The sequence below is a fragment of the Exiguobacterium sp. UBA3491 genome, assembly GCF_002377745.1.
Classification (GTDB): Bacteria; Bacillota; Bacilli; order Exiguobacteriales; family Exiguobacteriaceae; genus Exiguobacterium_A.
The window spans coordinates 70,047-94,727 of the sequence record NZ_DFQK01000015.1; the positions used below are offsets into that span (position 1 = coordinate 70,047).

Sequence of the window (24,681 nt, forward strand, 5' to 3'; positions counted from 1 at the left end):
AGCAGGAAAACTGGCTTGTGTCTCGCCTGAGGAAAGGGCGTGAAAAGACGCGTCATTCTTTTTTTGAGTCAGCCCCCATTAAATCGTTTGAAATAAACTATTTGTCGCAAGGGCAGCCGCACTGAGTGCTCCTTGTTTTTCACCCCACGGGACCATCTTGACATCGGTTTCACGTGAAGCAGCGGTCAACGCCGTGTGCTCGACCCGTTCCTTGATTTGATCAACGATCGTGGGTGCGAGCTCAAACATCGGTCCCCCAAGTAAAATCCGGCGTGGATTCAGGAGATGAATCGTATTCAAGACACCGATTCCGATATATTCCCCCGCCCGTTCATATGTACGAACTGCTTGTTCATCGCGTTCGTTTAACCGTTTGCGCAAATCAGCAATCGTCATGACTTGCGGATCCATGACAGCATAATCCCGTAACAATGCTTTTTCGCCTGCTAATGCTTCTAGGCATCCTCTGTTCCCACACGAACAAATCGGTCCATCGAGATCAAGACGCATATGTCCGACCTCTCCCGTAATATGATGTTGTCCGTCGACAAGCTGTCCGTCGAGCACATAAGCACCCCCGATGCCTTCCCCAGCATAGAGATAGAAGAATTGTTCAACCCCGACGCCTTCACCGAACAATAACTCAAACGAAGCGAGTGCCCGAACATCATTTTCGATGAAGACAGGATAATCAAAACGTGCTTCAAGTTGTACCTTCAACTCAACGTCATGCAGGTGGAAACGTGGTGCAAACAAGATGACACCTGTCTCCGGATTGACCATCCCGTGGACGGAGATCCCGATACCGTGAATCGTTCCCCGTCCTTGTGTCTGTGCAATCAAGGTCTTGCATAATCGACCGATCGCTTCAATCAATTCTTCATTCGTCTCAAAACGTCCCACGGCTTCGGACTCATGAATCGTATTACCACTTAAATCCGCGACGACTCCGATGAATTGGTGACTCGTCGCATCGATGCCGATGACGTATTGCTCTGTTGCGACGAGTTCGAGCATGATCGGTTTTCGTCCCCCGTTTGATATCCCAAGCTCTCGCTCCGTTACGAGTTGTTCTGCAATCAATTCACTGACGATGTTCGATACCGTCGGCTTCGTTAAGTTCGTCCGTTGTGCTAACTCAACCCGCGAAATCGGTTGATGCATCCGAATCAGTCGCAAGACGAGTGCCCGATTATAGGAACGCATCCATTTAGAATTACGCGGTGTTTCTTTCGCCATGTCCCCATCAACCCCTTTGGTCTGTCTCTTTACTATCTTCGCATATTTTGTAAGGGATTTCACGGTCTCACTTAAAAACCGTTCATCTGCTGAACGGTTTTTGTGCACTTTCATGCTTCGTCATATGGTTGTTCTAAAATCAGGACGCGTGAACCGTCCGGATTCTCGGTCAGTTCGATCTCAACGATTGCCTGACCGACGAGCAAAACGATTGGTAGAGAGGGATCATTCTCGCGAAAGAAACCGATTTTTCCATGGTGTGCGTCCATATAGTCCGCATATAAAAACGTTCCATTGACGTGCAGCTCATCCTTCATTCGATTGAACGACAAGCGCGGGACACCATACCAGGCTTCCCCGTTCAAATAAAGCAAGGGACGCTCGCCGACCGATTCATTCGTCGCCCGCCGGACCTCGATTGCTCCCGTCGTATCGTAATACAATCGATCCTGACCACGTGTCGCGATGACGATCGGATGTTTCTTATACAAGACGACTTCTAAAATTTCATCCGCTTGTTCGACGAAATAACCAGTCTCATCCGACTGGGCAAAACTAATCGTATACAACTGCATCCAGGAAACGATATCCGTCACTTGAACCGGTTTATGAAAAAGCGCAGAAACAAGTAGTGTTTCTTCCGGGGTGACAAACAGATTGACAGAGATATCCGCTAAGCGGATCGTCCGGATTTGTGTCGAAGGATACGTATGGTCATAACTCGGTACAAGCATCGCTTCATAGTGATCATCCTTTTCGACCAATTCAATCGATGGCATGCGTCGATCAAAATCCGCAATTTGAATTCGTTTCATCCGACATCTCCTCTCACTTTCACTAACAGTCTCACGCAAGTCATTACCCAATATCTGGTTTTCGTGCACTCCCCTGAATTCAAAAAATCGGAACGCATGCGTTCCGATCATTGTACGTACAGATCATATAGTAGATATAGAATGCCTCCCACGATAACCAAAAATGAAAAGATGCCCGCTTTTCCAAAAAAGACGCGATCGATGGTTTCATCCCGTTCGAATTTTGGCTTCGTCATATAGTACCGCTCCCTTTAACAAGCTCGTAGTACTTTTTTATTTCAACGTCCTCCATTTTATCCCTTGTTACGATCTGTCATTTCAATCCATTTGCAAAATAGATCAATGTTTCGGTTTCGTCTTCCGTCAACGATCGTCCTGTCTCTTCTGCATATAAGATCCGCATATCCTTCAGTCGTCCTCCGGTCGCTTCCGTTACACGAATGGCTCGACGCAATATGTTGACCTCTTCTTCAAATTCAGACTTCGGCATCGCTTCTCCATGCGACCAGACATAATAATCGGCTTCTAAACGATCGATTGCCGCTAATAAGCGCTTCGTCCGTTCGACCGTATAATTCCACTTCGATGAAAAGATATCCGCATACATCGCGTCTCCTAAGAACACGACGCGTTCTTCCGGAATGTAGACGAGTAGGCTACCAGGAGAATGATCATTTTCGACTTCAATCAGTTGGCACTGCACGCCACCTAAGTCAATTTCCAATTGTCCAGTAAAGCCAATCGTCGGTAAAACGACTTCAATATCACGTGTCGCTCCGAACTCGAGCTTGATCGCGTCCGCACAAAACGGAATCTCGATGCCTTGATCCATTCGTTCTTGTAATGCTGCATCCGTCCAAGCGTAAGGTTGCATCTCCTTCATATGCGTGATCGTTTGCTTAGTCGCGATTGATGGCAGACCGAGATATTTCATGCCAAAAATATGATCCCAGTGCCAGTGGGTCAATGCCAATAAGTCAGGTGATCCAAGATTGTGTGTCTTCATTTCTTCTAAGAATAGTGCTGCATGGGCTGACGAGTTTCCAGCATCGATCATCAATTGATGCTTCTCCCCACGCACGACGGCGAGAATCGGGCGATCCGTCTCGCTGACCGGTGTCTGATACCAAATCCGTGAAGTCAGTTGTTTGAAGTGTTGCATGCTCTACCTCCTTATCATCTGCTCTTAGTATACGTCATGACAAAACCGGGTTCATCTAGAAGACGAACCCGGTTTGGTTAGTTCTTATTTTTTAGCGTTTGGTCGAAACGGCCACCAGACCCCTTTACCAAACGATACTGTGATCGCTGGAATCAAGAGCGGTAAGACGATCAATCCATACAAAAGTAGACCTGTGATGACGATCGTCGCGATTTGAACGAGACTCAAGACACCAGACGGCATCATCGCTCCGAACGTTCCTGCGAGGATGATCGCTGCCGTGATGATAACAGATCCCATCTTTTTCATCGACAGGAACATCGCTTCCTTCGTATCGAGTCCCTTGATCGTCTCTTCCCGGAAACGGTCGAGGAGGAAAATCGAGTAGTCGATACCTAGGGCAATCAACATGACGAATCCGAAGAACGGAACGGCCCAACTGATACCGTCATATCCAAGTCCATTGACGAAAATCAATTCAGCGATCGACATCGACGTATAATACGTCAGCAATAACGAACCGATCATGAACAACGGCATGATCAACGAACGGAACATGATTGCTAGAATCACGAAGAGACTGATCAGCATGACCGTCACCGTTCGTTTGAAATCGGCTTTCGACGTATCGTTTAAGTCACTGTTAACGCTTGAAATCCCGCCATATGCGACGGTGCTGTCTTCAAACGGTGTTCCTTTGATCGTATTCGCTGTCGTCTTTTTGATTGCAGCGACGGTTTGAATCGCTTCTGGTGAATACGGATCATCTTCGAGGATGACTTCAAACTTCAATCCGGTTTGCTGATCAATCGCGTAACGGTCAATTGCTGGTTTAAAGGCCTTGTCCGATAACGTATCTTTTGGCACGAACACACCTGTCCCACGGATCGATGTCGCTTGTCCCATCTCGGTTAACAAATTCGAGATGTCATCTAGACCATTACTAATTTTCGCAAGCCCTGTGTTTGCTTGACCAACACCATCCGCAAGTTGTGTCAGCCCACTTCCAAGTTGACCGGCTTGTGCTCCTTGTGAGGCTATTCCACTTGCTGCTTGACTGATGCCAGATTGAACTTGGCTCAATTGACCAGACAAGGCATTTAATGTCCCAATGGTTTGCGGGATATTTTGAGTCGATTGCAGACCTTGACCGACGAGCGTCAACTGTTGGTTGATCTGTCCAAGTCCGTCTGCTGCTTGTTGCAACTGACTTGCTCCTGCTGAAGCCGAGTCTCCTGCCGGTAGTTGTCCTGTGATACCGTTGAGATTGTCTTCAACTGTCGTCAGACCAGACTGAACGTCCGTAAGACCGGCGGTTGCTTTCTTCATGCCGGAAGCAACTTGTTTTAATTGACGATCGACGTAGAAGTCATTAATGATTTCGCCTGTCGGACGAGAAATCGAACGAACCGATTTGACCCCGTCGATTTTCACGAGCTCACGACTCAACTGTTCCGCATAAGGAACTGTCTTTTCTGTAATCAAATCTTTGTCGCTCTTAAGAATGACATTGACCGGGAGCGACTCACCTGCTCCAAATCCATCCGAGATCGCATTCAGTCCTTTGACCGTATCATACTTCGCACCAATCTCATCGACGGTATTAAACGAGAGGTCATCATCGTACGTAAAGAGTGTCGGGACCGTGACGATCGCAACGATGATCATCGCAAGTAAAGGACGACGGATCGATAACCCACCATAATGTGACCACAGTTTGCTATCTTGGTGACTCGCTGCCTTCTTTGACGGCCAGAATAATTTTTCTTTGAGTGTCGCCATGAAGAAGGGGACAAGTGTAAATAAGACGAGTAAGAGGACGGCAATCCCAACCGCAACAGCGACCGATGATTTAAAGATTGGGAAGTCCGCAAACCCAATCGCTGAGAAACCGACAAGAACAGCAAGACCACTGATTAGTAACGTACGCCCTGCTGTCTTATACGTGTTGACGATCGCTGTCTCGACATCGTGTCCTGCCGTCAATTCTTCCTTATACCGGCTCAGTAGCAAGATACAGTAATCCGTCCCAATCCCAAACAGGATGGCAACGAGGAAGATTTGCGTATAGTTCGATACCGGGAATCCGAACCAGTCGACGAAAAAGGCGACAAGTGATTGGCTAATCAGGTACGTAAAGCCCACTGCCACAAGTGGTACGAACGGTGTGACGATGGAACGGAAGACGAGCAGAAGTAGTCCGAAAATCAACCCGACGGTAATCAGTTCCGTCCGCTTCAACCCTTCTTGTGAGCTTGTATTGACGTCATCGTTGATTAACGCTTCACCCGTTAGATAAATCGTTTGATCCTTTGGTAAAAGATCCGTCCGGATTTGTTTTGCCAGTTTGACGATTTCTTCTTGCGAACCGTCGACTGTGATCGGTACGAGGACCGTCTTTTTATCTTTTGAGACGAGCTGTCCTTCCGTCTCTTTGTTTTCAAACGGATCGAGCACATCCGTGACCGGACGATCGAGTGCTTCTAAATCCTGAACGATTTGCCCGATCGACTTTCGATCGGCATCGCTGACTTTGTCTTTGAGCGGAATGACAAGCGAGATCGTTTCTTCGCTTGCTCCCGCTTTTTCTAAAATATCAGCTGCTCGCTGTGAATCAGCATCATTTGCAAGCTGAATCGCCCCTGCGTCCTCTGCTTGTTTTGCCAAGTTTGGTGCCGTAAATAGTAAACCTACTGTGACGATGAGCAATAATGCAAGAATTGCCCAGCGCCATTTGACGATTTGTCGCATGTCTGATTCTCCTCTTCCTTCTATTCTGGCTTTAGACGTTCAACTGCAGAATCTCTTTGATTTTCTTAAAGGTTTCGATGAACTGGATGATTTCTTCTTCTTCGACTTTTCCTTCAATCAAATTCTCCAGATACGTATAGATTTCTTGCTCCGCTTCAGTTGCCACTAACCGACCTGCTTCCGTCAAAGAGATGTACTTCGTTCGGTGATCATCTTCTCGACGTTCGACGATGACGAGACCTTTTTCCGTCAACTTTTTCAGCCGGTTCGAGATGGCACTTTTGTGAACACCCTGTACTGCCGCGAGACGTCCGGACGAAATCGGTCCATATTTTCCGACGAGCTTCAACACATGAAGTTGTTCCGGTGAGTACATTTGCCAAACGGGTGCTTCGACCGACTTCAACACGCGTTCTGTTCCGTGGATCATGACTTCTTCAAACAGGAGGACTGCTTCACGTAAATTGTCTTTCATTTTTAGTTTACCCCCTAAACTTATGAAGTTAGTTTAGCCCCTCAACTAGAAGTCTGTCAACTCTAAACTGTCACAACTTGCCGATGCAGAACATGACCAATTTCTGTATGATAAAGGAAGAGAGGAGCATGCTTATGTTGACTTTATTTTGGATCGCATTAGTCATTTGTCTCGTCGGACTCATCTTTACGTTGCGGATTGCTAAGCAACCAGCAGAAGAGCAGTACGATCACAAGACTTCGGCAAAAAATATGTCTTGGATGTATTTCATTTTTCTCCCGATCATTCTGATTTTATTAGGCATTTTCTATTATTTTCTAACGTGACATAAAACAGCACACATCAGCCGATGTGTGCTGTTTTATGTCACTTCAAGGTTTTCGGACGGACGATATAGATATCGCATTTTGCATAACGGGAAATGTTTTCAGAAACACTCCCAATCATGATTCGTTCCATCGCATTCGTCCCGACTGCTCCGCAGACGATCAGACCCGCACCAACGCGTGGTGCGATGACCTTTGGAATCAGTGTTTTCGGAGAGCCGTTTTCGATGATCAGCTCAACTGTCTCGACACCTGCTTCTCGTGCCCGCTTTTCGTAACGATCGAGCAATTCTTGTGCATATTCGGTAACGTTTTGATCAATGAAACGTTTATTGGCACGTACGTTAGCAAACGTCTGAATATCGATAACATGGGCGATGACGAGTTTAGCATGATCATGTTTGGCAAATTTCACTGCCTTCTCAAATGCTAAATCTGCTGTCTCTGATCCATCGACTGCTACCAAAATCGTATGATATTGGCTCTCCATCAAGATTCATCCTTTCCGCACGACTCTCTTACAACATCCGATCATTTTCATTTTCAAGGGCACGGTTTTCGTGATCAAGTTTTCGTTCCGCTTCGATTCCCTCTGGCTCTGTTTCCAGAATACTTTTTGGTTCCGGCGCAGGACGAGAAGCCCCTGCTTCGTCTGCCAACAGGACATAATCGCCTTGCTGGACACGTAAGACATGTTGACGAATATCCGACTCCGGTAATCCGAGTTCCGTGAAGGCGGTTTGAATTTCCTCGGCCGAAGCCGGTTTGCCTGTAAATCGCTCAAATAGCGTCCGTTTACCGGAGACCAGTTGCGCCGCTGATTGCCCGCGTAACATCGCCATATCGGTTTTGTCTTGCAACACGACATACAAATCTTCTTCTAGATAACCCGCAAAATGTAGATCCTCAATTTTTCGAATCAAATCCGTCTCATTTTGATAGACACCAATCCATTGTTTTTTTCCCATGACACACGTCTCCCCCTTTTATAGCAACTATATGAGATATACCCCAAATTCATCTAAAACATGACTAGGATGAAGAAGACTTAGGTGAATGCTGTCGAAAAAGACGTTGACGTTTCTGAAAGACGTAATAACATAGGAGTAAAACACACATTATGCCAATTCCCGCTACGATTTGTTGCAAGAGAATGAGACGTTCGTTAAACAATAGTCCAGCTAAATACCAGATGAGTGCGAGACCAAATACCCAATCTGAATGGATTGCGATGAACAGGAGTCCACCGATAACAGCTAATGCGAGCGCAATCGTGCTCCATTGGGTTTCGGAAAGACTGAATAGAGAAGTGAACTGAAAATCCGACAAGATCCGAAATGGTAAAATCAATAGCATCGTACTGATCCAGGCAAGCAACACTGAAAATGGAGAGCGCATCCACGGCGAACGCCGGGGATGGTGTTGAATTTTCATATAGACTAAGCAAAGGCTAATGAAAGAAATCGTCGTCGAGACGAGTTCCCAAGGGGGGCCACTCATACTACTGATTCCAAGCGTCACGAGTGATAATGCAAGCCACCCTCCGATATCTTCAATCAGTTCTCGATCCGCAGGGAAGGCACGTACCGGTCGAATACACCAAATCAATAATGTCGTAAACACGACACCGGCAATGGCGTCAAAGAATGGTGCAGGAACAAGAGATAACTTAAGAATGGTCATCGGCTGTTGCCAAACGACGCGTGCTAGCATTGCAAAGAGGAATGCTCCTACATTCATCAAGCGTAAAAATGTTAAATACTGCACTTCTCTTTTCACCTCCTCGTTCAGTCTGTTATTTAATTCCCGCTGTAGAAGTCTGAAAAACTAAAATGTCGCTTTGTTCTGTTGCCAAATTACGGTACGATGAAAAGAAAAGGAGGAACGAGAATGGACGCATTTTTACTACCCTATCAATACAATTTCATTCGGAATCAAGTCGAGCTGCTGCAACATCAATTCGCAGCTGTTCATGACCCCGATGTTCGTGATGCTGTTCGGTACAGTGCCGCTGAAAAGATATTTGATCTATTGCCAATACTTACACCGGAACAGGAAATCTTGCTGACGAACATTCGTGACGCTGAATCCGAACAGGATCTCCTCGCGTATTTAGCACATGTCGAACCGTTCGTCCAACCGTTTCCGAGTATTTCTGAATCACGGATCCGACAGCTCTTTAAAAAAACGAAAAAGTTACACATTCCGTCACTTCACTCCTTTGAGTGGACACACACGACGTTTTTAAGCTGGAACGATACCGGAAATCGGAAAAAATATTTCGTCTATCCCTTGAATGGTGAATGGATTGGCGTAGAAGGTACCTATCTACCATCGATTCAAAAAGGGATTTGTGCGATTTGTCATACGTATAGTGATATTACACTCGTAACTGTCACGACACGCCGTTCGACTGAACAGCATCAGACGATTGGTCATCATATGTGTATCGACAGCGATGCATGTAATCAAGCTGTGACGAATCCAGAAGTCATTGAAACGTTCTTAGCACGCACGCAAAAGAAATGATCGGCATCAAAAAAACACGTTCGTATGACTGATCCGATAAGGTTCGGTATACGAGCGTGTTTTTGAATGTGACGACGTTCATGTGTTCATTATCGCTGGATCATGCAAGCAAAATTGATTCTTCCCGCGACGTTTTGCCTCATACATCGCTAGGTCTGCTTGCTCGATCAAGTCCGATCGCGAGGCTGCATGCGCCGGATAGATTGCTCCACCGATGCTCGCTGTTACCGGAAGTGGAATGATACCATGGTGAAACGGCTGTCGGAACAAGGAAACGAGATGTTCCCCACACTGCACCACTTCTGCTTCTTGTTCAACGTCAAATAACAAGACGACGAACTCATCTCCACCTTGTCTTGAAATGACTGTATTGGGCGGCAATTTCTTTTGTAGACGTGTCGTGACATCGACGATGAGTTGATCTCCGACATGATGTCCATACGTATCGTTAATCTCTTTGAAGTGATCGATGTCAATAAAGAACAACCCAACCTGCCCGTCAGTCGCTTCCGCTCGGTACAAGGCGTCTTGGAACAGTCGCGCAAACAGATATCGATTCGGTAACCCTGTTAAGGCATCGTGATATGCCATGTGTCGCATCTCCTCCATGGCAGTTGCTAATGCTTCCGTTCGCTCTTCCACCTTCGCTTCGAGATTTTCGCGCAACCGTTGATTGTCAACAACAATCCGGATTTGACGGGAAATCAACAACGGAATCGCAATCATTAATCCAATCGTCAAACCGTTCCAACTAATCGTTTGTCGTGCCATCGTCACGAATAGAATCAATAAGAATAAGTAAGGAGTGATCAAACGTAAGACATCGATCCACCTCCGTGTAACGTCAAGAGGAACGAGAGATTCCTCAGCATCAAAGCGATACGCGGCAAGCCCGACAATCAGGACAGTCGCTAACCATAACGGATCGAGCCAACTCGAAGGAAATGGATAATCAAATCGTTCGAGTACCACGTATAATAGATCAGCGAGTAACTGAAAATGAAATGCGAGTAGAATCAATAATAACGAGCCGCCATTGCCACGCTTCATCAAACCAAAGAATAAGACAATCATTCCACCGAGCAACAATAAATCACCGATCGGATAGCGAAGCCATAAAAGCGTTTCGATCGTCAGCAAGGCATTTGCTTCTAAATAAGGCGTCACTAAGTAGTGCCACGAAAGAGATCCTGCAACGACTAAAATGATGAACTCATCGAACAAAAAGACCCGCAAATTGACTTCTTGTCGTCGATTACGCAGGAAATAACCGAAAGCAATGATATAGATCAAGATTTGAAGACTGAAGATCAAGTCGATCCAATCAAACGGTTCCGTTCGTGTACGTCCTTGCAGGAAGTATAGGAGCTGTCCACATTCGCCGATACCAAGCATCGCATTAGCGAATAATAATAGAAGAAATAAGCGGTAAGTAAAAGGGCGTCTTGCCTGGCGTCGCTGTGCCCGCCAAATCAAATAGAGGGAGATCGTTACACCACCGATCGTGAACAGGCTGTTAACGACTTGTCCAATTGCCGTTTCCGTGCCCATATACGTCACCCAGCCGATATGAAACAGTAACCAGCCTATAACGATTCCCAGCCATTTCTCATACATGACGATTCCCCCTTTCCTTTTTTAACCATAGTTCGTTTGTCCTATAGGTATATCGGTTCAGGATTGCTGTTTATTCACTCTTTTTTTATTTTATTGAAATCTTTTTTGACAAGATTACTCGTTTCAAACATAAGAAAAAACCGTGCTCGCACCTAGCGGATTGAACACGGTTTAACAGAAATACATCATGTTTTCTTTAACTAGAACGTCGATTCTCTTCTGTCGACTCGATCGATTCACTTAAACTGAGCGGTAAGACGATGATGAAGCGACTGCCTTTACCGACTTCAGATTCGACGTGGATGACGCCTTCATGTTCTTTGACGATTTCTTTACAAATCGATAAACCGAGTCCAGTTCCACCGATTCGACGTGTATCGGAATTATCGACACGATAGAATTTATCAAATAAGTGGGCAAATGCATGGTGAGGAATTCCAATTCCTTCATCTTTCACTTCAATGATGGCTTGATCATCTTTCGTATCGATCCAGACATCTACACGTCCGCCATCGGGAGAATACTTGATTGCATTGTTGATCAAGTTACTCATCAATTGTTTGATCCGGTCTTCATCTCCTAATATGAATGGACGATCCGGACTGAGCAATTGCAAATGAAGATCGTGTCGTTCACTTGAAGCGTCATACAGGGACATCACTTGTTCAGTTAGGCTGAGCAAATCAAGATGTGCCATTTGGTACAACTGTCCACCCGACTGCATCCGTTGAACGTCTAAGAAGTCCGTGACGAGGTTCGATAAGCGTTCTGTCTCATTATGGATCGTCGCTAGATACTTCTGCTGTTTTGAGTCATCGATCTTTCGATTTAGCATCAACTCTGTAAAACCGTAAATCGATGAGAGCGGCGTTCGCAATTCATGTGACACAGTCGAGACAAGTTCTGTTTTTAGACGATCGGCTTCTGTTTCCCGGGTAATATCCCGTAAGACGAGAATGATTCCCTTCCATCCCCCGACGACATCAATGCGTTCCGCGTAGACTTCTAGATGCGCCGTATTGTTTCGAACATCAAATCGGACTTTGTCCGGTGAAATCTTACCGGAACGAATTAAATCCAGATACGTATTAAAGGCTTCAACATCATCCACCAACTGACGCATCACATCAATGACGTACTCACTCGAAGGTAACGTTCGATCTACTGTGAATTCCGTTTGAAGTTCTGGAATCAAGTCAAACAATGGACGGTTGACGTATAACTCTCCATTTCCATCCTCGAGATAAATGATCGCTTCTCGAATTGAGTCCAACACTTGCTCGGTCTTTTCTTTTTCCTGACGCATTCCTTCATAAGAACGCGTCCGTAGAAGTGAAAGCGTCATTTGTTGCGCAAACTCGCGAATATCCGTCAGCTGTTGTCCTTTATATGCAGATTTGTAGCGAACGAGATAGATGGCAGCAATCAATTCATGCGTTTCTGGATCTTGAACCGGAATCGTCACCTCATACGTACTAAAGGAATACGGATGCTCTTTTTCACGTGTAACGCGCTTCTCCGATTGAACGAATTCCATCTTGCGAACCGATCGATTGATGACGGACATCTCATCTTTCAGGAGATCTTTTAAATAGTCCATCGTCATGCCGTTTGTTGTTGCACCCATAAACTGCCCTTCTTCATAAAGCAATAGAGCACCGTACTCTGAAGAAGTGATATCGATCATCTTTTGAACGATTGCTGGATACGATTCGACAGTTTCGCGAACGGCAAGTGCCTCTGTTAGTTCACTACGTAATCGCAACTTTTCCTCATTCTTTTTCGTCGTTTGATACGCTTCTTCGAGTTCCTCTTGTTGCGCCTGTAACTCTTCTTGTTGCGCGAGCAATTCCTCACTTTGCGCTTGCAATTCTTCATTTTTACCTTGCATCGCATCCGTATGAGAATTCGTCGTCACGACCATCCGATTAAAGGAAGCACGTAATAATCCGATTTCGTCTGGACGTTTTTCTGTCGTCTTATCGATTTCAATTGGTTCCTTGCGAGCAAGTTTTTGATTATCGTCTACTAATCGTAACAACTGCCGCGTCATCCGGCGAAGGAACGGGTGAACGAATAAGAGAATGAATGCGACGAGCACAACGATACTTGAGATCCAAATCCATTGTGACTTCGCGACTTCACTCCGCAGTTCCCCGACAGCTGTTTCTTGTTGTTGGCTGAGATTCGTCCGGTATTCATCAAGTGCCGCAGATGCTTTTTCAATATCTGGCGTAATATCGATCGAACCGTCTGCAGTTGGCTTTAACTGTCCTTGTTCAACGAGTCGTTTCGCAATTGGTAAGGAAAATAGACTATCCCCCTGTAAAAAGTCTTCATTGATCCGATTCGCCTTTTTTTCATTGACGTAAGACTGGGTCAGCGGAAATAAGACGTCATAGTACAGTTCATATAAATTCGTCATTTGTGCCGCGAATTCTTCTTCTTCATCCGTTTTGGCGTTTCGCATGAACCAATCTGTCTCACTTTTGATATCTGTTCGGAGCGCTTGGATTTCATCAAACCGTTCCTGATTACCAAAAATGACGAATCCGCGTAAACCGAACTGAACCGTTTGCCAATTGTCCCATAAATCATTGGCTCGGCGATTTTGTTCACTGATTGTCTCGAGATTCTGTTTTGATGTTTCGATTCGTCCTTCCATGTAGTCATAGACAAAGAACGAAGTAATCGATACTACGATCAGTACCGCATAAAAAACAGTCAGCAACTGCCGACCGATTCGTCGCCGAATCCAATTCACCATGAATGTATCCTCCTCATCATTCGTTGAATGATGCTTTTTCATTTGTTTCTATAGATTTAATATAATAGAAACGCTTTCGAAGCAACAGCTAGGATATCCAAAAAAAGACCTTTTCTCGGAATGTACCCGAAAAAAGGTCTTTCTACCCTCTTACTTTTTCGCTTTCTTCACTGTCACAGACGTTACGGGACTGAGTTGTCCGCGCGTATTCTTAACGTAAACCGAAAGTTTCACTTTTGCTTTTTGCTTCGGAATTTTGACGGAATAGTTTCCTTTAGAAGAAACCGTTCCTTTTCCGATGACTTTTTTCTTCGCATCTTTTACGTAGACGCTCAATTTCTTTTCAGCTGTTCCGGTTACTTTCGTTTGACCGGCATAGACCGATTTCACTTTTGGTGCCTTTGGTGCTGGTAAAACTTTTACGATCGTCGGTTTACTTGTTCGTTTTGCAATATCCGTTACCGTAACGATCAAGCTTGAACCACCCACTTGCTTTGGTAACTTCGCGCTGAACTTACCTTTTGCATCGACTTTCGCTGTGGCGATTTTCTTTTGTTTCGCATCTTTGACTGTAATCGTACCACCCGCGAGAGCTGTACCTGTCATTTTTGTCGCACCGGCAAGAATCGCATTCACTTTTGGTGCTTTTGGTGCTTTTCCAGGAAGGACTTCTGTCCGTTCCGATGTGACGTCTAATCCATTTGCATAGCGAACAGTCAGAACTGTTTTTTGGTTTTGACGCGGAATCTTGACGCTGTATTTTCCTGCTTGTGCTGTTGTTGCAGCTAACTTTTTATTCGTTGTTGTTTCTTTGCCATTCTTATCTTTTGTTACGACAGCTGCCCACACTTCAACTTTCGTCCCTGTCTTAACTGTTCCAGAAACAACTAGTTGGTTATCGTAGACATCATTGACGTTCCCGTTCAAGTTCAACTGGGAGATCGCACGTGGAATACTGACTTTCCCGTAGCCAGCGACTGGACTGACGTAAGCTGGGAACTCAGGCTCGATTTTCTCACCATCTTCGTCCTCATCTTCAAATTCATACCAGTCATTCAGATTTTCAAACGCAAGCGGTTCTGCACTCTTGCGCAAGATTTGTTCGATTTGCGCTGGTGTCAGTTTCGAATTTAGTGATTTCAAGATACCCGCTACTGCGGCAACATGTGGCGAAGCCATACTTGTTCCATCCATGTACACCGTGTTACCGTCTGGAATCAAACTAGCCACTTTTGATCCTGGCGCTACGACATCAAGTCCAACACCATAGTTTGAATAATCCGCGACCATTCCGAGAGGGTTCGTCGCTCCGACAGAAATCGCGTATTCCGAGTTCGCTGGGTAACCGACCATCATGTCGTAGTCATTTCCTGAAGCAGCTACGACCGTAACACCATGATCTGCTGCATATTTCATCATATAAGCCATCGTCCGGCTCTCACCGCCACCAAGACTCATATTGATGACTTTTGCGCCGTGATCAACTGCATATTTAATCCCGAGTGCGATGGCGTCTGTTTCCCCTTCACCGTTCGCATTCAAGACTTTAACCGGCAGGATTTGTGCCGATTGATGGATTCCCTGGATACCGTAATCATTGTTCATCGTTGCTGCGATGACGCCTGCCACGTGTGTTCCGTGACCGTTGTCATCAATTGCGTCCCCGTCTCCATTAACAGAAACATAGTTCTTTTCATTTGCGATATCAACTTTGCCTTGTAAGTCCTTCAAACGATAATCAACACCTGTATCGATGACCGCAATCTTCACAGGCGCTAATTTTTTCGTTCCGAAACGTTGTTGGAACGCTTCAAAACCGATTCCAACGTTATCGAATTGCTCGAAGACAGTCTTTTTGTTGACGGCCCATTGATAATCAAAGTTGATATCCTTCGTCGCCCGGTACGTCTGAATCTTTTCAACGTACTCGACCGCTGACGAACGGTTGAGTGATTGTTTTAATGCTGCCGCTGATTGACCTTTAACAGTTGGATCTTCCGTTACGATGACGAAGTCTCCCGCATTGCCAAGGGATAAACGTTCTACATCATTTGCCTGAACGCCCGCAATCTTCATCGAACGGTTCATCTTACCTGGTTTTAGTTTGACGATGTAACGTGTTGCTTCTTTTGATTGGATACTCATACCCATTGACTGGAATGTTTCGCTTAACGAACTACCACTTAATTTCGAGATATCCATTTTATTTGCATATCCATCAATCTCTTCAGCGATCACAGTAGGTGACGCTTCACGTGATAATTTGTAAAGACGATCGACAGCTTGTTGATCAGCTTTCGTCAACGTGTATGACGTTCCACGCACGAGTGCTTCCATCGCTGGTTTCAATGTTTTTAAATCTTCGTATGCTTGTTGACGCTTATCTTTGTTAAATAAAAGTGTTTTGACGACATAAGGCGATGCTTTGTAGTAAAGCGATGTCAAAGCGCGTCCAGCATCTGATTGGCTCAATACTTGTTTTTGAATCGAGTGCATGAGCGCAAGCATCGGTTTTTCTTCTTTTGTTTGTTTGAGCGATTCTTCTGCCATACAGCTGATATCATTGATCGGTTCATACTCAACCGGCAATTTGACGTTGTTATACGTTAGTTTAGCGTGCGCTGCTTTTGTCGTCTTCCCTTCTTCGATGTTCGGGTAATATTCTACTTTGACATAATACGGTCCATCCCATGCGTATGGAACAGCTAGTTTTGTCGGTGTTTTTTCATTTGGCTCTGCTTCTGTCCGGTAACGATCAAACGTATCGTCTTCTGCAGCCATCGCTTCGCTCGGATAAGCTGTTACTTGAACAGGTTGATCCGTATCGATTGATAACTCGAAGTGAGAGGCAGTTTTTTCTACACCCGCTTCATGATTGACGCGGTACCAATATGTATTTTTTTCTTCCGTTCCTGTTTCAAGCGTCGTCTCTTGACCTGCTTTCAAAAGCGTTGCTTTAGCAAGGGCAGTCTCCGCCTTTGCTGTCGTAGGTCCTACTCCAAGCGTCAAAATCAGACAGCTCAGCATGACCCAAATCATCAGTTTCTTCACAGATGTTCCTCCTTCAAAATGGACGTACTTTACCTTGATTATAAACAGGATATGGATAAAATGGATATTTATTTTATGGATGTATCTTACAATTTTGAAAGGAAAGGCACTCAATGCTCACACGCATTGAATGCCTTTAATGATTATTTAAAATCTGCTACATATTCGCTGTATCCTTCTTGTTTCAATTCCTCTTTCGGAATGAAACGTAAAGCAGCCGAGTTCATACAATATCGAAGTCCGGTCGGTTTTGGACCATCCGAGAAGACATGTCCAAGATGGGCATTCCCATGTCGGCTCCGAACTTCCATCCGTTTCATGCCGATTGAAAAATCCCTTTTCTCAATGATATTCCCCGGCTCAAGTGGTTTTGTAAAACTTGGCCATCCTGTCTTCGAATCATATTTATCATTTGATGAAAACAGTGGTTCGCCAGAAATCAAATCGACGTAGATCCCGTCTGCCTTTAAGTCATGATACGGATTATCAAACGCCGGCTCCGTCCCGTCTTCTTGTGTCACTTTATACTGGATGGCGGTTAATTTCTTTTTAATTTCTGCGTCTGATAATTTTGGATACGTTGGAAGGTTAAGTTTTGGTTGATCGTTCCAGTAGCGATTGATAAAGTCATCGCGTCCAGAAGCTGCCCGATAAAACTTATATTTTTTCTCATTCGTTAAATAATAATCCTGATGGTATGCCTCCGCTTCGTAAAAAGGACCTGCTGCAATCAGCGGTGTGACGATTTTTTCATCAAAAACCTGTTGTTTCTCTAAACCCTGTTTCGATTGCGTTGCAATTTCTTTTTGTGTTTCATTCGTGTAGAAAATCGCTGTCGTGTACGATTCCCCTTGGTCAACGAACTGACCGTTTGCATCCGTCGGGTCAATCTGACGCCAGTAGACATCGAGTAATTGTTTATATGAGATGACGTTTGGGTCAAACGTGATTAACACCGCTTCCCGATGCCCTGTCGTCTCCACCGATACTTGATTGTATGTCGGATTTTTAACATCACCGCCCGTGTAACCGGAAATGACCGATTTAACTCCTTTTAACTCCTCAAACGGTGGCTCCATACACCAGAAGCATCCTCCAGCTAAGATTGCCGTCTCTTCCGGTTGATAACTCAATTTCTTACTACCACTTGATTTTGCCTGCTGTTGCTGGAACACGAAGTATCCCCCGACCATGACGACGATGAGACCAATGACGGATAAAACTGTCCACATTCGTTTCTTCATCTCCCTTCGCCTCCTTTATTTAGCTTACGTTACGTGACGTTTATTGGATGTTATTTTATTTAACTGTAACGCGCTGATGCTGGCTTGTCGTAGCATGTGCTTAAATGAAGCACATTCATTTATCTCTTCCTATGATCCTACTAAGATATATGTTTTTAATAAAAAGCAGCTGACACATCGTCAGCTGCTTTTGTGTGTTCAAAATGATTAACGCACGCTTTCTTCTTTGATTTTTTGCGGCTTCATGATTTTTGCTTCTTTTTTCTGACGCATGCGTTCCGCATTCATCAGTCCCCCTAACATCAAAACAACAGCAGATAAATAGAACCATGTCATCAAGACGATGATTCCGGCAAGCTGACCGTAAAGACGGTCGTAACTCCCAAATTCAGCGTAGTAAGAGAAGAATTCCGAAACGACTTGCCAAGCAATCGTTGCGAAGATCGCCCCGGGAAGTACCTGACGAACCGTCAAATGGACACTCGGTAGGATCCGATACAATAAGATGAAAAAGACAAGTAAGAACAATGTTCCGAGTCCCCAGCGGAATAAGAACCAAATCCATGAATAGTTCGTTACGAAATCAGCAACGATTGAAAAATGATTGATGAAACGTCGTGTTAGTTTCTCTGAAATCGGAACAATCAATGAAATCGGTAAGATGATCATCATCCCGATTGTAAAGGCGAAGTCTTGCAACAGCCCGCGCCAAAACGGTGCTTTCCGTGTCACTTCGAGCGCATCATTTAGCGAGCGGACAAGTGACTGGACCGACATCGAAGCAAGCCAAAAAGCGGCAATGAAACTGATCGAGGCAAGCTTAAAGCCGCCTTGATCAAAGATTCCGACGACGTTCCGCTGAATCAAGTCGTACGTTTCTGCTGGAGCAAATGGTCGAATCAAATCCAGCACGTTTTCCGACGTAAACGGTAAGAACGAGACGATCCCAACCACAAATAATAAGAATGGGAATAAGGACAACATCAGATAATAGGCAAGCTGAGCCGATTTATCAAAAAAGGCTTCACCAAAAAAACGGGCAAATACAGGTTTGATTAAAGACATACAAATTTCCTCACTTTCAACTCATTCTCTACACTATCCTCCATTTCATAACTCCTTTAAAATTTTTGGAGTCTTTTGAACTTATAACAACCTTATACATCATTCAAGTTTGGCGCTTCGTTTCTTCGCGGGGTACACTAGGAACAGAGATTGTATCGTGCTTGTTTTTCAGAAAGGATTTCGATTCGTGGACCCATTCATTCAATCCGAAGCAGAACGCTTCTTTACTTCTTATATAGAGCAATACCCCGAAATGTCCGGACGTCAGCAAGAAGTCATCCGTTCGATTCAAACGACAGGAACATATGAACAGACGGCTTCCGAGCTCGCATTCGGTGCTAAGCTCGCTTGGCGCAACAGTAACCGATGTGTGGGACGCCTCTTTTGGGAGCAACTTCATGTCTTTGACGCGCGGGATGCGTTGACCGTCGAAGCGGTCCGCGACGCGTTATTTGAGCATATCCGGTTCGCGACGAATGAAGGACGAATTCGTTCGACGATCACGATTTTTCATCCGACACGTGTGCGGCTGCATAATCACCAACTGATTCGCTACGCTGGTTATGAGACTGCAACAGGAATCATCGGCGATCCGGCTTCTGTCCAACTGACACGACAATGTGAAGCACTTGGCTGGAGAGGGGCAAAGACACCGTTTGACATCCTTCCTCTCTTGATTGAACTCGATGGACAACGTAGTCTGCATCCGATTCCAGACGAGCTCGTGCTCGAAGTCAGCATCACACATCCTGACTATGACCTGTTTGATGGTCGCGAAGTCCGCTGGTATGCCGTACCGATGATTGCTGATATGCAGCTTGAAATTGGCGGTATTGTTTATCCGTGTGCCCCGTTCAACGGTTGGTATATGGGAACAGAAATCGGCGCTCGTAATCTCGCCGATACGGATCGTTACGATCTGTTGCCGCTCGTCGCGACGCAACTCGGTCTGAACACATCGCGTGAACGTTCACTCTGGAAAGACCGAGCGCTCGTCGAACTGAACGTCGCCGTACTCGAATCTTTTGAACGCGCTGGTGTTACGATCGTCGATCACCATACCGCTGCGAAACAGTTCGCTCGTTTCGAAAAAAATGAATCGGCATGCGGTCGCGATGTCACCGGGGAATGGTCCTGGCTCGTGCCACCGATGAGTGGTGCAACGACGCATCTGTTCCATAAAGATTACGACCCAGAAATCAAACGACCGAACTTCTTTCCAAAATCAACACAGACAGCGCCTGTGACGGGTTGTCCGTTTCACCAAGGAGCACTGAAATGAATTATGTCGAACAGTTACGTCGAAAAATCGGTCACGATCCGGTCATTCTCGTCGGTTCCGTTGTCCTCGTCGTGCAACATGAACACATTTTGCTGGAACAACGGAACGAAGCACAAGCTCGCTTCGGTTTGCCAGGTGGATTAATGGAATGGGCGGAATCACCGGAAGAGACCGCTCGTCGGGAACTCCTCGAAGAGACTGGACTGGAAGTCGAACGATTGACGTTACTCGATGTCTACTCCGGTCCGCAATACGTGACGATTTTAGCGAACGGAGACGTCTTTCAAAGCGTCACTCTCGCCTATATCGGTGAACATCCGATCGGAACGTTAAAGCAAAGTGACGAAAGCATCAAGCTTCAGTTCGTTTCGCTAGACGACTTACCCGATCACTTGGTCGGTTCTCACGCTCGAATGATTGAAGACTACAAAAAACGCCGTTAAAGTATAGCGGCGTTTTTTCATTTGTTATAAAATGGAATAAATTCATTTTTAGAAAGGAGCTTTCAGATGAAACCACTTGTAATTGCTGGAATGTCCATACTCCTCAGTCTTTCATTAATCTCATCGACAGAAGCTGCTGCTCCTAAATCTGTCAAACAGACGTATACGATTGTCGATGCAAAAAACAAAAAGTATACTGTATCTGTTCAATCTAAAGCAGCATCTTGCCGAAAAGCGACAGTAGACGACTTTTGGTGGGTAAAAGGAAAGGATTCGTTATGCACTGGGAAGTTTTCTCTGTACGTAAATAACACGTCGACAGCTTACCGCTATACATTCTCGAAGGATTTTCCGTATGTGATTGCTACTCACGATTTTCGCACGAGTGGGAAATTAAAAAATGTATCCGGTCATCCGACCGTCTTTTCACTTTCTTTCCGAGAAACACCTTCTTATATGAGTTTAACTACATTCTCGATTCAGAATGGAAAATTAATTCGTCATCCAGGAACAGTCATGTCTTACGGTATGCGACCTAAGATGAAAAGTGACTTGTTACAAGTTCCAATCTACTCGAATGCTGGAGACGAAGTCGGCTTTTTGTTCCAAGATAAAAAATTATCTAAAGGAAAATGGGTAAAAGGCAAAGAACACTCATTCTTATCCTCAAGTTTTAATAGCAAAACATATAAAAAAGGAGTTCAAGAATGGAACGCCTATAGCTCTAAGACGAATTACTTTGTAAAGTGACACTTACCTAAGTAAATAAAACCCTTATATTTTTTGTATCTTAAAGTAGCATACATAAAAAATTTAAGGGTTTTTGTAGTTAAAATCATTCCCTTCTTATTTTAGTGACTGACGCATGATGTATTGCTTCAAATCCCGTTGTATCCATCCTTCAGAACGTAATGCTTCCCACACTTGTACATCTGTCGATTGATAATGATAGGTCGTTCCCGGTAAATGGCGGACGACTTCTGTCGCATGCCTTGCTTTATGTTCTGCTGGACCGACGACCGACAATAAAGCAGCCTCCGCTACAGCGACGACACTTTCCTCGAGTTGATAATAATTCGCCTGCAAGCGTTGCATGACATGAGGATCTTGTTGCCAGATGTATTCTCCTTGTCCACGATACTGTTTTAAGAACTCTGTTTCTTCGATCGCTGGCAAAGCGGATTTTTGATGTTCATCGGTTAAATGAAAATATCCAATTTCTCCAACAATCTTGTAGTGAAGCGATTGATACAATCGAATCGCCGGATCGTTCCCTTGAATGACTTCAAGCATCAGTTCATCCATTCCGATTTCCTTAGCGTGGCTCAGTTGCGCTTGGTACAAGGCTTTTGCAATGCCAAGTCGTCGATACTGCGGTGAAATGCCCAGCCCTCCACATCGCATGATGCGTTGACCATCGATTTCCTTCCAACCGTTCAGCCAAAGACCAACCGGTTTTTCTCCATGGTAGGCAATAAACGAATGTTCCAACTGGTTTCCGTCTCGCTCGAGAATTCGCTTCTGAAACTCTGCTTCTGATAAGTGCAGCGGAATCAGATAATCTTGAAATCCATCCTGCATCGTTTGATATGCTGTTTTTAAGTCAGGCGCGCGTTGAATATGAATCATCGAAAAACCTCCTTTTCCACTGAGCAGTTTCGCTATCTTTCTTGCGGTTTCCTGCAGACAAAAACACCCTTGTCGCCAAGGGTGCCCTACTTATTGAATTTTAGAACGGCTACGTCCGTAACCAAAGTAAACAAGCAGTCCGATTGCTGTCCAAACGAAGAAGGCAATCCATGTGAATTTCTGTAAGTTGACCATCAACATGATACAAGCGAGGACTGATAGAATCGGTAAGACTGGTACGAACGGAACCTTAAAGGCGCGCTTCAAATCGGGACGCGTCCGGCGTAGGACGATGACCGCGATCGAGATGAGCGAGAAGGCTGCCAGTGTTCCGATGTTGATCAATTCAGCAAGTGTACCGAGTGGCACGAATCCGGCAATCAAACCGGCGATTGTTCCGAGGATCCATGTCGCTTTGACCGGTGTATGGGATTTTTCATTAACATCCGAGAAGACTTTCGGCAAGAGTCCGTCACGGCTCATCGCGAACAAGAGACGAATAAGACCAAATGTCATGACGAGGATGACCGTCGTCATACCAACGATGGCACCCAAGTCAACGAATCCAGCAACCCAGTCTTGACCTGCGACTTTTAACGCAAGCGATACGGGACTATCGACACCCTCGAACTGTTTGAATGGAACGATTCCGACCATGATAGCCGAAACGACGACGTATAGAACGGTAACGATCGCAAGCGATCCCAAGATTCCGATTGGTAAGTTACGTCCTGGGTTTTTGACTTCTTCTGCCGCTGATGTAACCGCATCGAACCCAAGGTACGCAAAGAAGGCAATCGCCGAAGCTTGTAAGATCCCACTCATACCAAACGGAGCAAATGGTTTATAGTTGCCTGGTTCGACATACCAAATCCCGACGACGATGAAAAGAACAACGACGGCAACTTTGACGAGTACCATGACATTGTTGACGCGTTTTGTTTCTTTAATGCCAAGCGAAAGCAAGAGCGTGATGACCATTAAAATCAAGAATGCCGGTAAGTTAAAGAATGTCTCGCTTCCCGGTACAGCTCCTGGCGCAGCTGTTAAAGCCGTCGGTAAATGGACGCCGAAACCTGCTAAGAGCGACTGGAAATATCCTGACCAGCCAGTTGCAACGGCACTTGAAGCGAGTCCATATTCTAAGATCAAACACCACCCGATGATCCAGGCGACAAGTTCCCCGACCGTTGCGTATGTATACGTATATACACTACCTGAAACAGGAATCATCGATGAGAATTCAGCATAACAAAGGGCTGCGAGTGCACAAACGACTGCAGAAATAATGAATGAGATCGGTAAAGCTGGTCCAGCATAAAGAGCACCCGTTCCTGTTAGAACGAAAATTCCGGTTCCGATGATGGCACCGATTCCAAGTAAAATAAGGTCAAACCCTGATAAATGACGTGCCAGTTTGGAATGTTGTTTCATATCCATCATTACACTGACATCTTTCTTGCGAAGCAAACTCATGTTTCATCCTCCGAACTTTTCTCTTTTTTCTGAATATTCAAATCATTTAGGTAATTGACTTTCTAATCATAACAAATGATGTCAGGTTCGATAAGTCTTTTTTTCTGTATTTTTTCACAAAGCGGTCAAACCACTTTTGTGAAAATACGACAACGCTTTGATGCATCAACGCGAAAACACCCTTTCCCCTAAAGTTAGAGGAAAGGGCGTACTCTCATTACGGACGATCATTAGGGTGATCGAGGTTTGGACGATTGTTAGGATGATCGAGGTTTGGCCCTTTATGATCATTTGGGTCAATCGGATAATCATCTTGTTGTGCTAAATCATTTTCTGGCAACGCACCTTTTGGTGTACCATGTGTCGTTTCATCTGTTGAAGATGAACGCGCTGAACGTGGTGCACGATCTGGTGTGACATCATCCGCTGCTTGTGACGCAGCACCTTTTGCTGCATCTTTCAAGCTTGGTGAAGAAGAAGTCGATGCAGACTTACTTGGAAGATTCGATGTGTCGACTTCCGTGTTATCTGCTTTCTTTTGCAGACGATCGAGGTAACGCGATGCATTATCACGTCCACCGAGACCAAAGGCAAGACCGAAAGCAAGCGCAAGTGCTCCAAGGATCAAGATGAAGGCTGAGTTGACGATTGTATCCGCAACACCCAATTGATCAAGTGCCATGAAGACAGCAAGTGCAAGAATCGCATACTTCGCAACGATTGAGAGGACTTTCAGTTCAGAGTTACCGAACAGGCTGTCCATCGTACGTTTGACAAGGTTGCTGACGATGATCCCGATTGCGAGAATGA

At 45.1% G+C, this 24,681-nt stretch carries 20 protein-coding genes and 1 pseudogene; 5 read left to right on the forward strand and 16 right to left on the reverse strand.

Features of this window, described 5'->3' with window-relative positions; all coding sequences use genetic code 11:
- Positions 1-78: 78 nt before the first annotated feature.
- The 5 genes from B4F99_RS05295 to B4F99_RS05315 form a co-directional block, all read right to left on the reverse strand.
- On the reverse strand, positions 79-1,239 hold the full coding sequence (locus B4F99_RS05295) for an ROK family transcriptional regulator (RefSeq protein WP_290755832.1): 1,161 nt from the start codon (positions 1,237-1,239) through the stop codon (positions 79-81).
- 110 nt (positions 1,240-1,349) lie between these two features.
- On the reverse strand, positions 1,350-2,054 hold the full coding sequence (locus tag B4F99_RS05300) for a hypothetical protein (RefSeq protein ID WP_214856092.1): 705 nt from the start codon (positions 2,052-2,054) through the stop codon (positions 1,350-1,352).
- Positions 2,055-2,367: 313 nt separating this feature from the next.
- Positions 2,368-3,216, reverse strand: coding sequence for an MBL fold metallo-hydrolase (locus B4F99_RS05305; RefSeq protein WP_290755835.1), 849 nt, complete (start codon positions 3,214-3,216; stop codon positions 2,368-2,370).
- Between the two features lie 84 nt (positions 3,217-3,300).
- Complete coding sequence (locus B4F99_RS05310) at positions 3,301-5,967, reverse strand: MMPL family transporter (RefSeq protein WP_290755837.1); 2,667 nt, start codon at positions 5,965-5,967, stop codon at positions 3,301-3,303.
- 31 nt (positions 5,968-5,998) lie between these two features.
- Positions 5,999-6,442 (reverse strand): MarR family winged helix-turn-helix transcriptional regulator, encoded by a 444-nt coding sequence (locus B4F99_RS05315; RefSeq protein WP_290755839.1) that lies wholly within the window; start codon positions 6,440-6,442, stop codon positions 5,999-6,001.
- Between the two features lie 134 nt (positions 6,443-6,576).
- Here B4F99_RS05315 and B4F99_RS05320 point away from each other — a divergent pair, with 134 nt between their 5' ends.
- Complete coding sequence (locus B4F99_RS05320) at positions 6,577-6,768, forward strand: hypothetical protein (protein WP_035411129.1); 192 nt, start codon at positions 6,577-6,579, stop codon at positions 6,766-6,768.
- A 40-nt stretch (positions 6,769-6,808) separates the two neighbouring features.
- Here B4F99_RS05320 and B4F99_RS05325 read toward each other — a convergent pair whose 3' ends face one another.
- The 3 genes from B4F99_RS05325 to B4F99_RS05335 all read right to left on the reverse strand — a co-directional run bounded on the left by B4F99_RS05325 (position 6,809) and on the right by B4F99_RS05335 (position 8,535).
- Positions 6,809-7,258, reverse strand: coding sequence for a universal stress protein (locus B4F99_RS05325; protein WP_290755841.1), 450 nt, complete (start codon positions 7,256-7,258; stop codon positions 6,809-6,811).
- A 28-nt stretch (positions 7,259-7,286) separates the two neighbouring features.
- Entirely contained in the window at positions 7,287-7,736 is a 450-nt protein-coding gene (locus B4F99_RS05330) for a general stress protein (RefSeq protein ID WP_214748489.1), read from the reverse strand.
- Positions 7,737-7,800: 64 nt separating this feature from the next.
- Positions 7,801-8,535 carry a hypothetical protein gene (locus B4F99_RS05335; RefSeq protein ID WP_290755844.1) on the reverse strand — a complete coding sequence of 245 codons (735 nt, stop codon included), beginning with the start codon at positions 8,533-8,535 and terminating at the stop codon, positions 7,801-7,803.
- A 123-nt stretch (positions 8,536-8,658) separates the two neighbouring features.
- Here B4F99_RS05335 and B4F99_RS05340 point away from each other — a divergent pair, with 123 nt between their 5' ends.
- Entirely contained in the window at positions 8,659-9,297 is a 639-nt protein-coding gene (locus B4F99_RS05340) for a FusB/FusC family EF-G-binding protein (RefSeq protein WP_214748485.1), read from the forward strand.
- Positions 9,298-9,375: 78 nt separating this feature from the next.
- Here B4F99_RS05340 and B4F99_RS05345 read toward each other — a convergent pair whose 3' ends face one another.
- The 5 genes from B4F99_RS05345 to B4F99_RS05365 form a co-directional block, all read right to left on the reverse strand.
- Positions 9,376-10,914, reverse strand: coding sequence for a GGDEF domain-containing protein (locus tag B4F99_RS05345; protein ID WP_214856097.1), 1,539 nt, complete (start codon positions 10,912-10,914; stop codon positions 9,376-9,378).
- A 196-nt stretch (positions 10,915-11,110) separates the two neighbouring features.
- The gene (locus B4F99_RS05350) at positions 11,111-13,681 is read right to left on the reverse strand and encodes a HAMP domain-containing sensor histidine kinase (protein ID WP_290755847.1); all 2,571 of its coding nucleotides are present in this window, start codon (positions 13,679-13,681) and stop codon (positions 11,111-11,113) included.
- 150 nt (positions 13,682-13,831) lie between these two features.
- Positions 13,832-16,732 (reverse strand): S8 family peptidase, encoded by a 2,901-nt coding sequence (locus tag B4F99_RS05355; protein WP_290755849.1) that lies wholly within the window; start codon positions 16,730-16,732, stop codon positions 13,832-13,834.
- A 143-nt stretch (positions 16,733-16,875) separates the two neighbouring features.
- Positions 16,876-17,976: a peptide-methionine (R)-S-oxide reductase MsrB gene (msrB, locus tag B4F99_RS05360; RefSeq protein WP_290755852.1), complete on the reverse strand. Its 1,101-nt coding sequence runs from the start codon at positions 17,974-17,976 to the stop codon at positions 16,876-16,878.
- 207 nt (positions 17,977-18,183) lie between these two features.
- The gene (locus tag B4F99_RS05365; protein WP_035411153.1) at positions 18,184-19,041 is read right to left on the reverse strand and encodes a YihY/virulence factor BrkB family protein; all 858 of its coding nucleotides are present in this window, start codon (positions 19,039-19,041) and stop codon (positions 18,184-18,186) included.
- 187 nt (positions 19,042-19,228) lie between these two features.
- On the opposite strand from B4F99_RS05365, the gene B4F99_RS05370 reads away from it, so the two are divergent.
- The 3 genes from B4F99_RS05370 to B4F99_RS05380 all read left to right on the forward strand — a co-directional run bounded on the left by B4F99_RS05370 (position 19,229) and on the right by B4F99_RS05380 (position 21,516).
- Positions 19,229-20,323 (forward strand): nitric oxide synthase oxygenase, encoded by a 1,095-nt coding sequence (locus B4F99_RS05370; protein WP_396136377.1) that lies wholly within the window; start codon positions 19,229-19,231, stop codon positions 20,321-20,323.
- Positions 20,320-20,766: an NUDIX hydrolase gene (locus tag B4F99_RS05375; RefSeq protein WP_290755854.1), complete on the forward strand. Its 447-nt coding sequence runs from the start codon at positions 20,320-20,322 to the stop codon at positions 20,764-20,766. Before B4F99_RS05370 ends, B4F99_RS05375 begins: the two co-directional genes overlap by 4 nt.
- A 66-nt stretch (positions 20,767-20,832) precedes the next feature.
- Entirely contained in the window at positions 20,833-21,516 is a 684-nt protein-coding gene (locus B4F99_RS05380) for a hypothetical protein (RefSeq protein ID WP_290755856.1), read from the forward strand.
- Between the two features lie 96 nt (positions 21,517-21,612).
- Here the strand turns inward: B4F99_RS05380 and B4F99_RS05385 are convergent, their stop codons facing one another.
- From B4F99_RS05385 to B4F99_RS05395, 3 genes and pseudogenes are all read right to left on the reverse strand, one after another.
- On the reverse strand, positions 21,613-22,395 hold the full coding sequence (locus B4F99_RS05385; protein WP_290755858.1) for a GNAT family N-acetyltransferase: 783 nt from the start codon (positions 22,393-22,395) through the stop codon (positions 21,613-21,615).
- Positions 22,396-22,485: 90 nt separating this feature from the next.
- A complete protein-coding gene (locus tag B4F99_RS05390; RefSeq protein WP_290755860.1) occupies positions 22,486-23,871 on the reverse strand; it encodes an amino acid permease in 1,386 nt (461 codons plus the stop codon).
- A gap of 217 nt (positions 23,872-24,088) precedes the next feature.
- Positions 24,089-24,681 (reverse strand): annotated as a pseudogene (locus B4F99_RS05395) (hypothetical protein); the annotation flags it as partial.

Excerpts from the sequence above, each read along its gene's own strand:
- B4F99_RS05390 (WP_290755860.1), bottom strand. The coding sequence starts at position 23,871 with ATGAGTTTGCTTCGCAAGAAAGATGTCAGTGTAATGATGGATATGAAA.
- B4F99_RS05340 (WP_214748485.1), top strand. The coding sequence starts at position 8,659 with ATGGACGCATTTTTACTACCCTATCAATACAATTTCATTCGGAATCAA.
- B4F99_RS05385 (WP_290755858.1), bottom strand. The coding sequence starts at position 22,395 with ATGATTCATATTCAACGCGCGCCTGACTTAAAAACAGCATATCAAACG.
- B4F99_RS05330 (WP_214748489.1), bottom strand. The coding sequence starts at position 7,736 with ATGGGAAAAAAACAATGGATTGGTGTCTATCAAAATGAGACGGATTTG.
- B4F99_RS05305 (WP_290755835.1), bottom strand. The coding sequence starts at position 3,216 with ATGCAACACTTCAAACAACTGACTTCACGGATTTGGTATCAGACACCG.
- B4F99_RS05315 (WP_290755839.1), bottom strand. The coding sequence starts at position 6,442 with ATGAAAGACAATTTACGTGAAGCAGTCCTCCTGTTTGAAGAAGTCATG.
- B4F99_RS05295 (WP_290755832.1), bottom strand. The coding sequence starts at position 1,239 with ATGGCGAAAGAAACACCGCGTAATTCTAAATGGATGCGTTCCTATAAT.
- B4F99_RS05365 (WP_035411153.1), bottom strand. The coding sequence starts at position 19,041 with ATGTCTTTAATCAAACCTGTATTTGCCCGTTTTTTTGGTGAAGCCTTT.
- B4F99_RS05375 (WP_290755854.1), top strand. The coding sequence starts at position 20,320 with ATGAATTATGTCGAACAGTTACGTCGAAAAATCGGTCACGATCCGGTC.
- B4F99_RS05345 (WP_214856097.1), bottom strand. The coding sequence starts at position 10,914 with ATGTATGAGAAATGGCTGGGAATCGTTATAGGCTGGTTACTGTTTCAT.
- B4F99_RS05350 (WP_290755847.1), bottom strand. The coding sequence starts at position 13,681 with ATGGTGAATTGGATTCGGCGACGAATCGGTCGGCAGTTGCTGACTGTT.
- B4F99_RS05380 (WP_290755856.1), top strand. The coding sequence starts at position 20,833 with ATGAAACCACTTGTAATTGCTGGAATGTCCATACTCCTCAGTCTTTCA.
- msrB (WP_290755852.1), bottom strand. The coding sequence starts at position 17,976 with ATGAAGAAACGAATGTGGACAGTTTTATCCGTCATTGGTCTCATCGTC.
- B4F99_RS05320 (WP_035411129.1), top strand. The coding sequence starts at position 6,577 with ATGTTGACTTTATTTTGGATCGCATTAGTCATTTGTCTCGTCGGACTC.
- B4F99_RS05300 (WP_214856092.1), bottom strand. The coding sequence starts at position 2,054 with ATGAAACGAATTCAAATTGCGGATTTTGATCGACGCATGCCATCGATT.
- B4F99_RS05325 (WP_290755841.1), bottom strand. The coding sequence starts at position 7,258 with ATGGAGAGCCAATATCATACGATTTTGGTAGCAGTCGATGGATCAGAG.
- B4F99_RS05310 (WP_290755837.1), bottom strand. The coding sequence starts at position 5,967 with ATGCGACAAATCGTCAAATGGCGCTGGGCAATTCTTGCATTATTGCTC.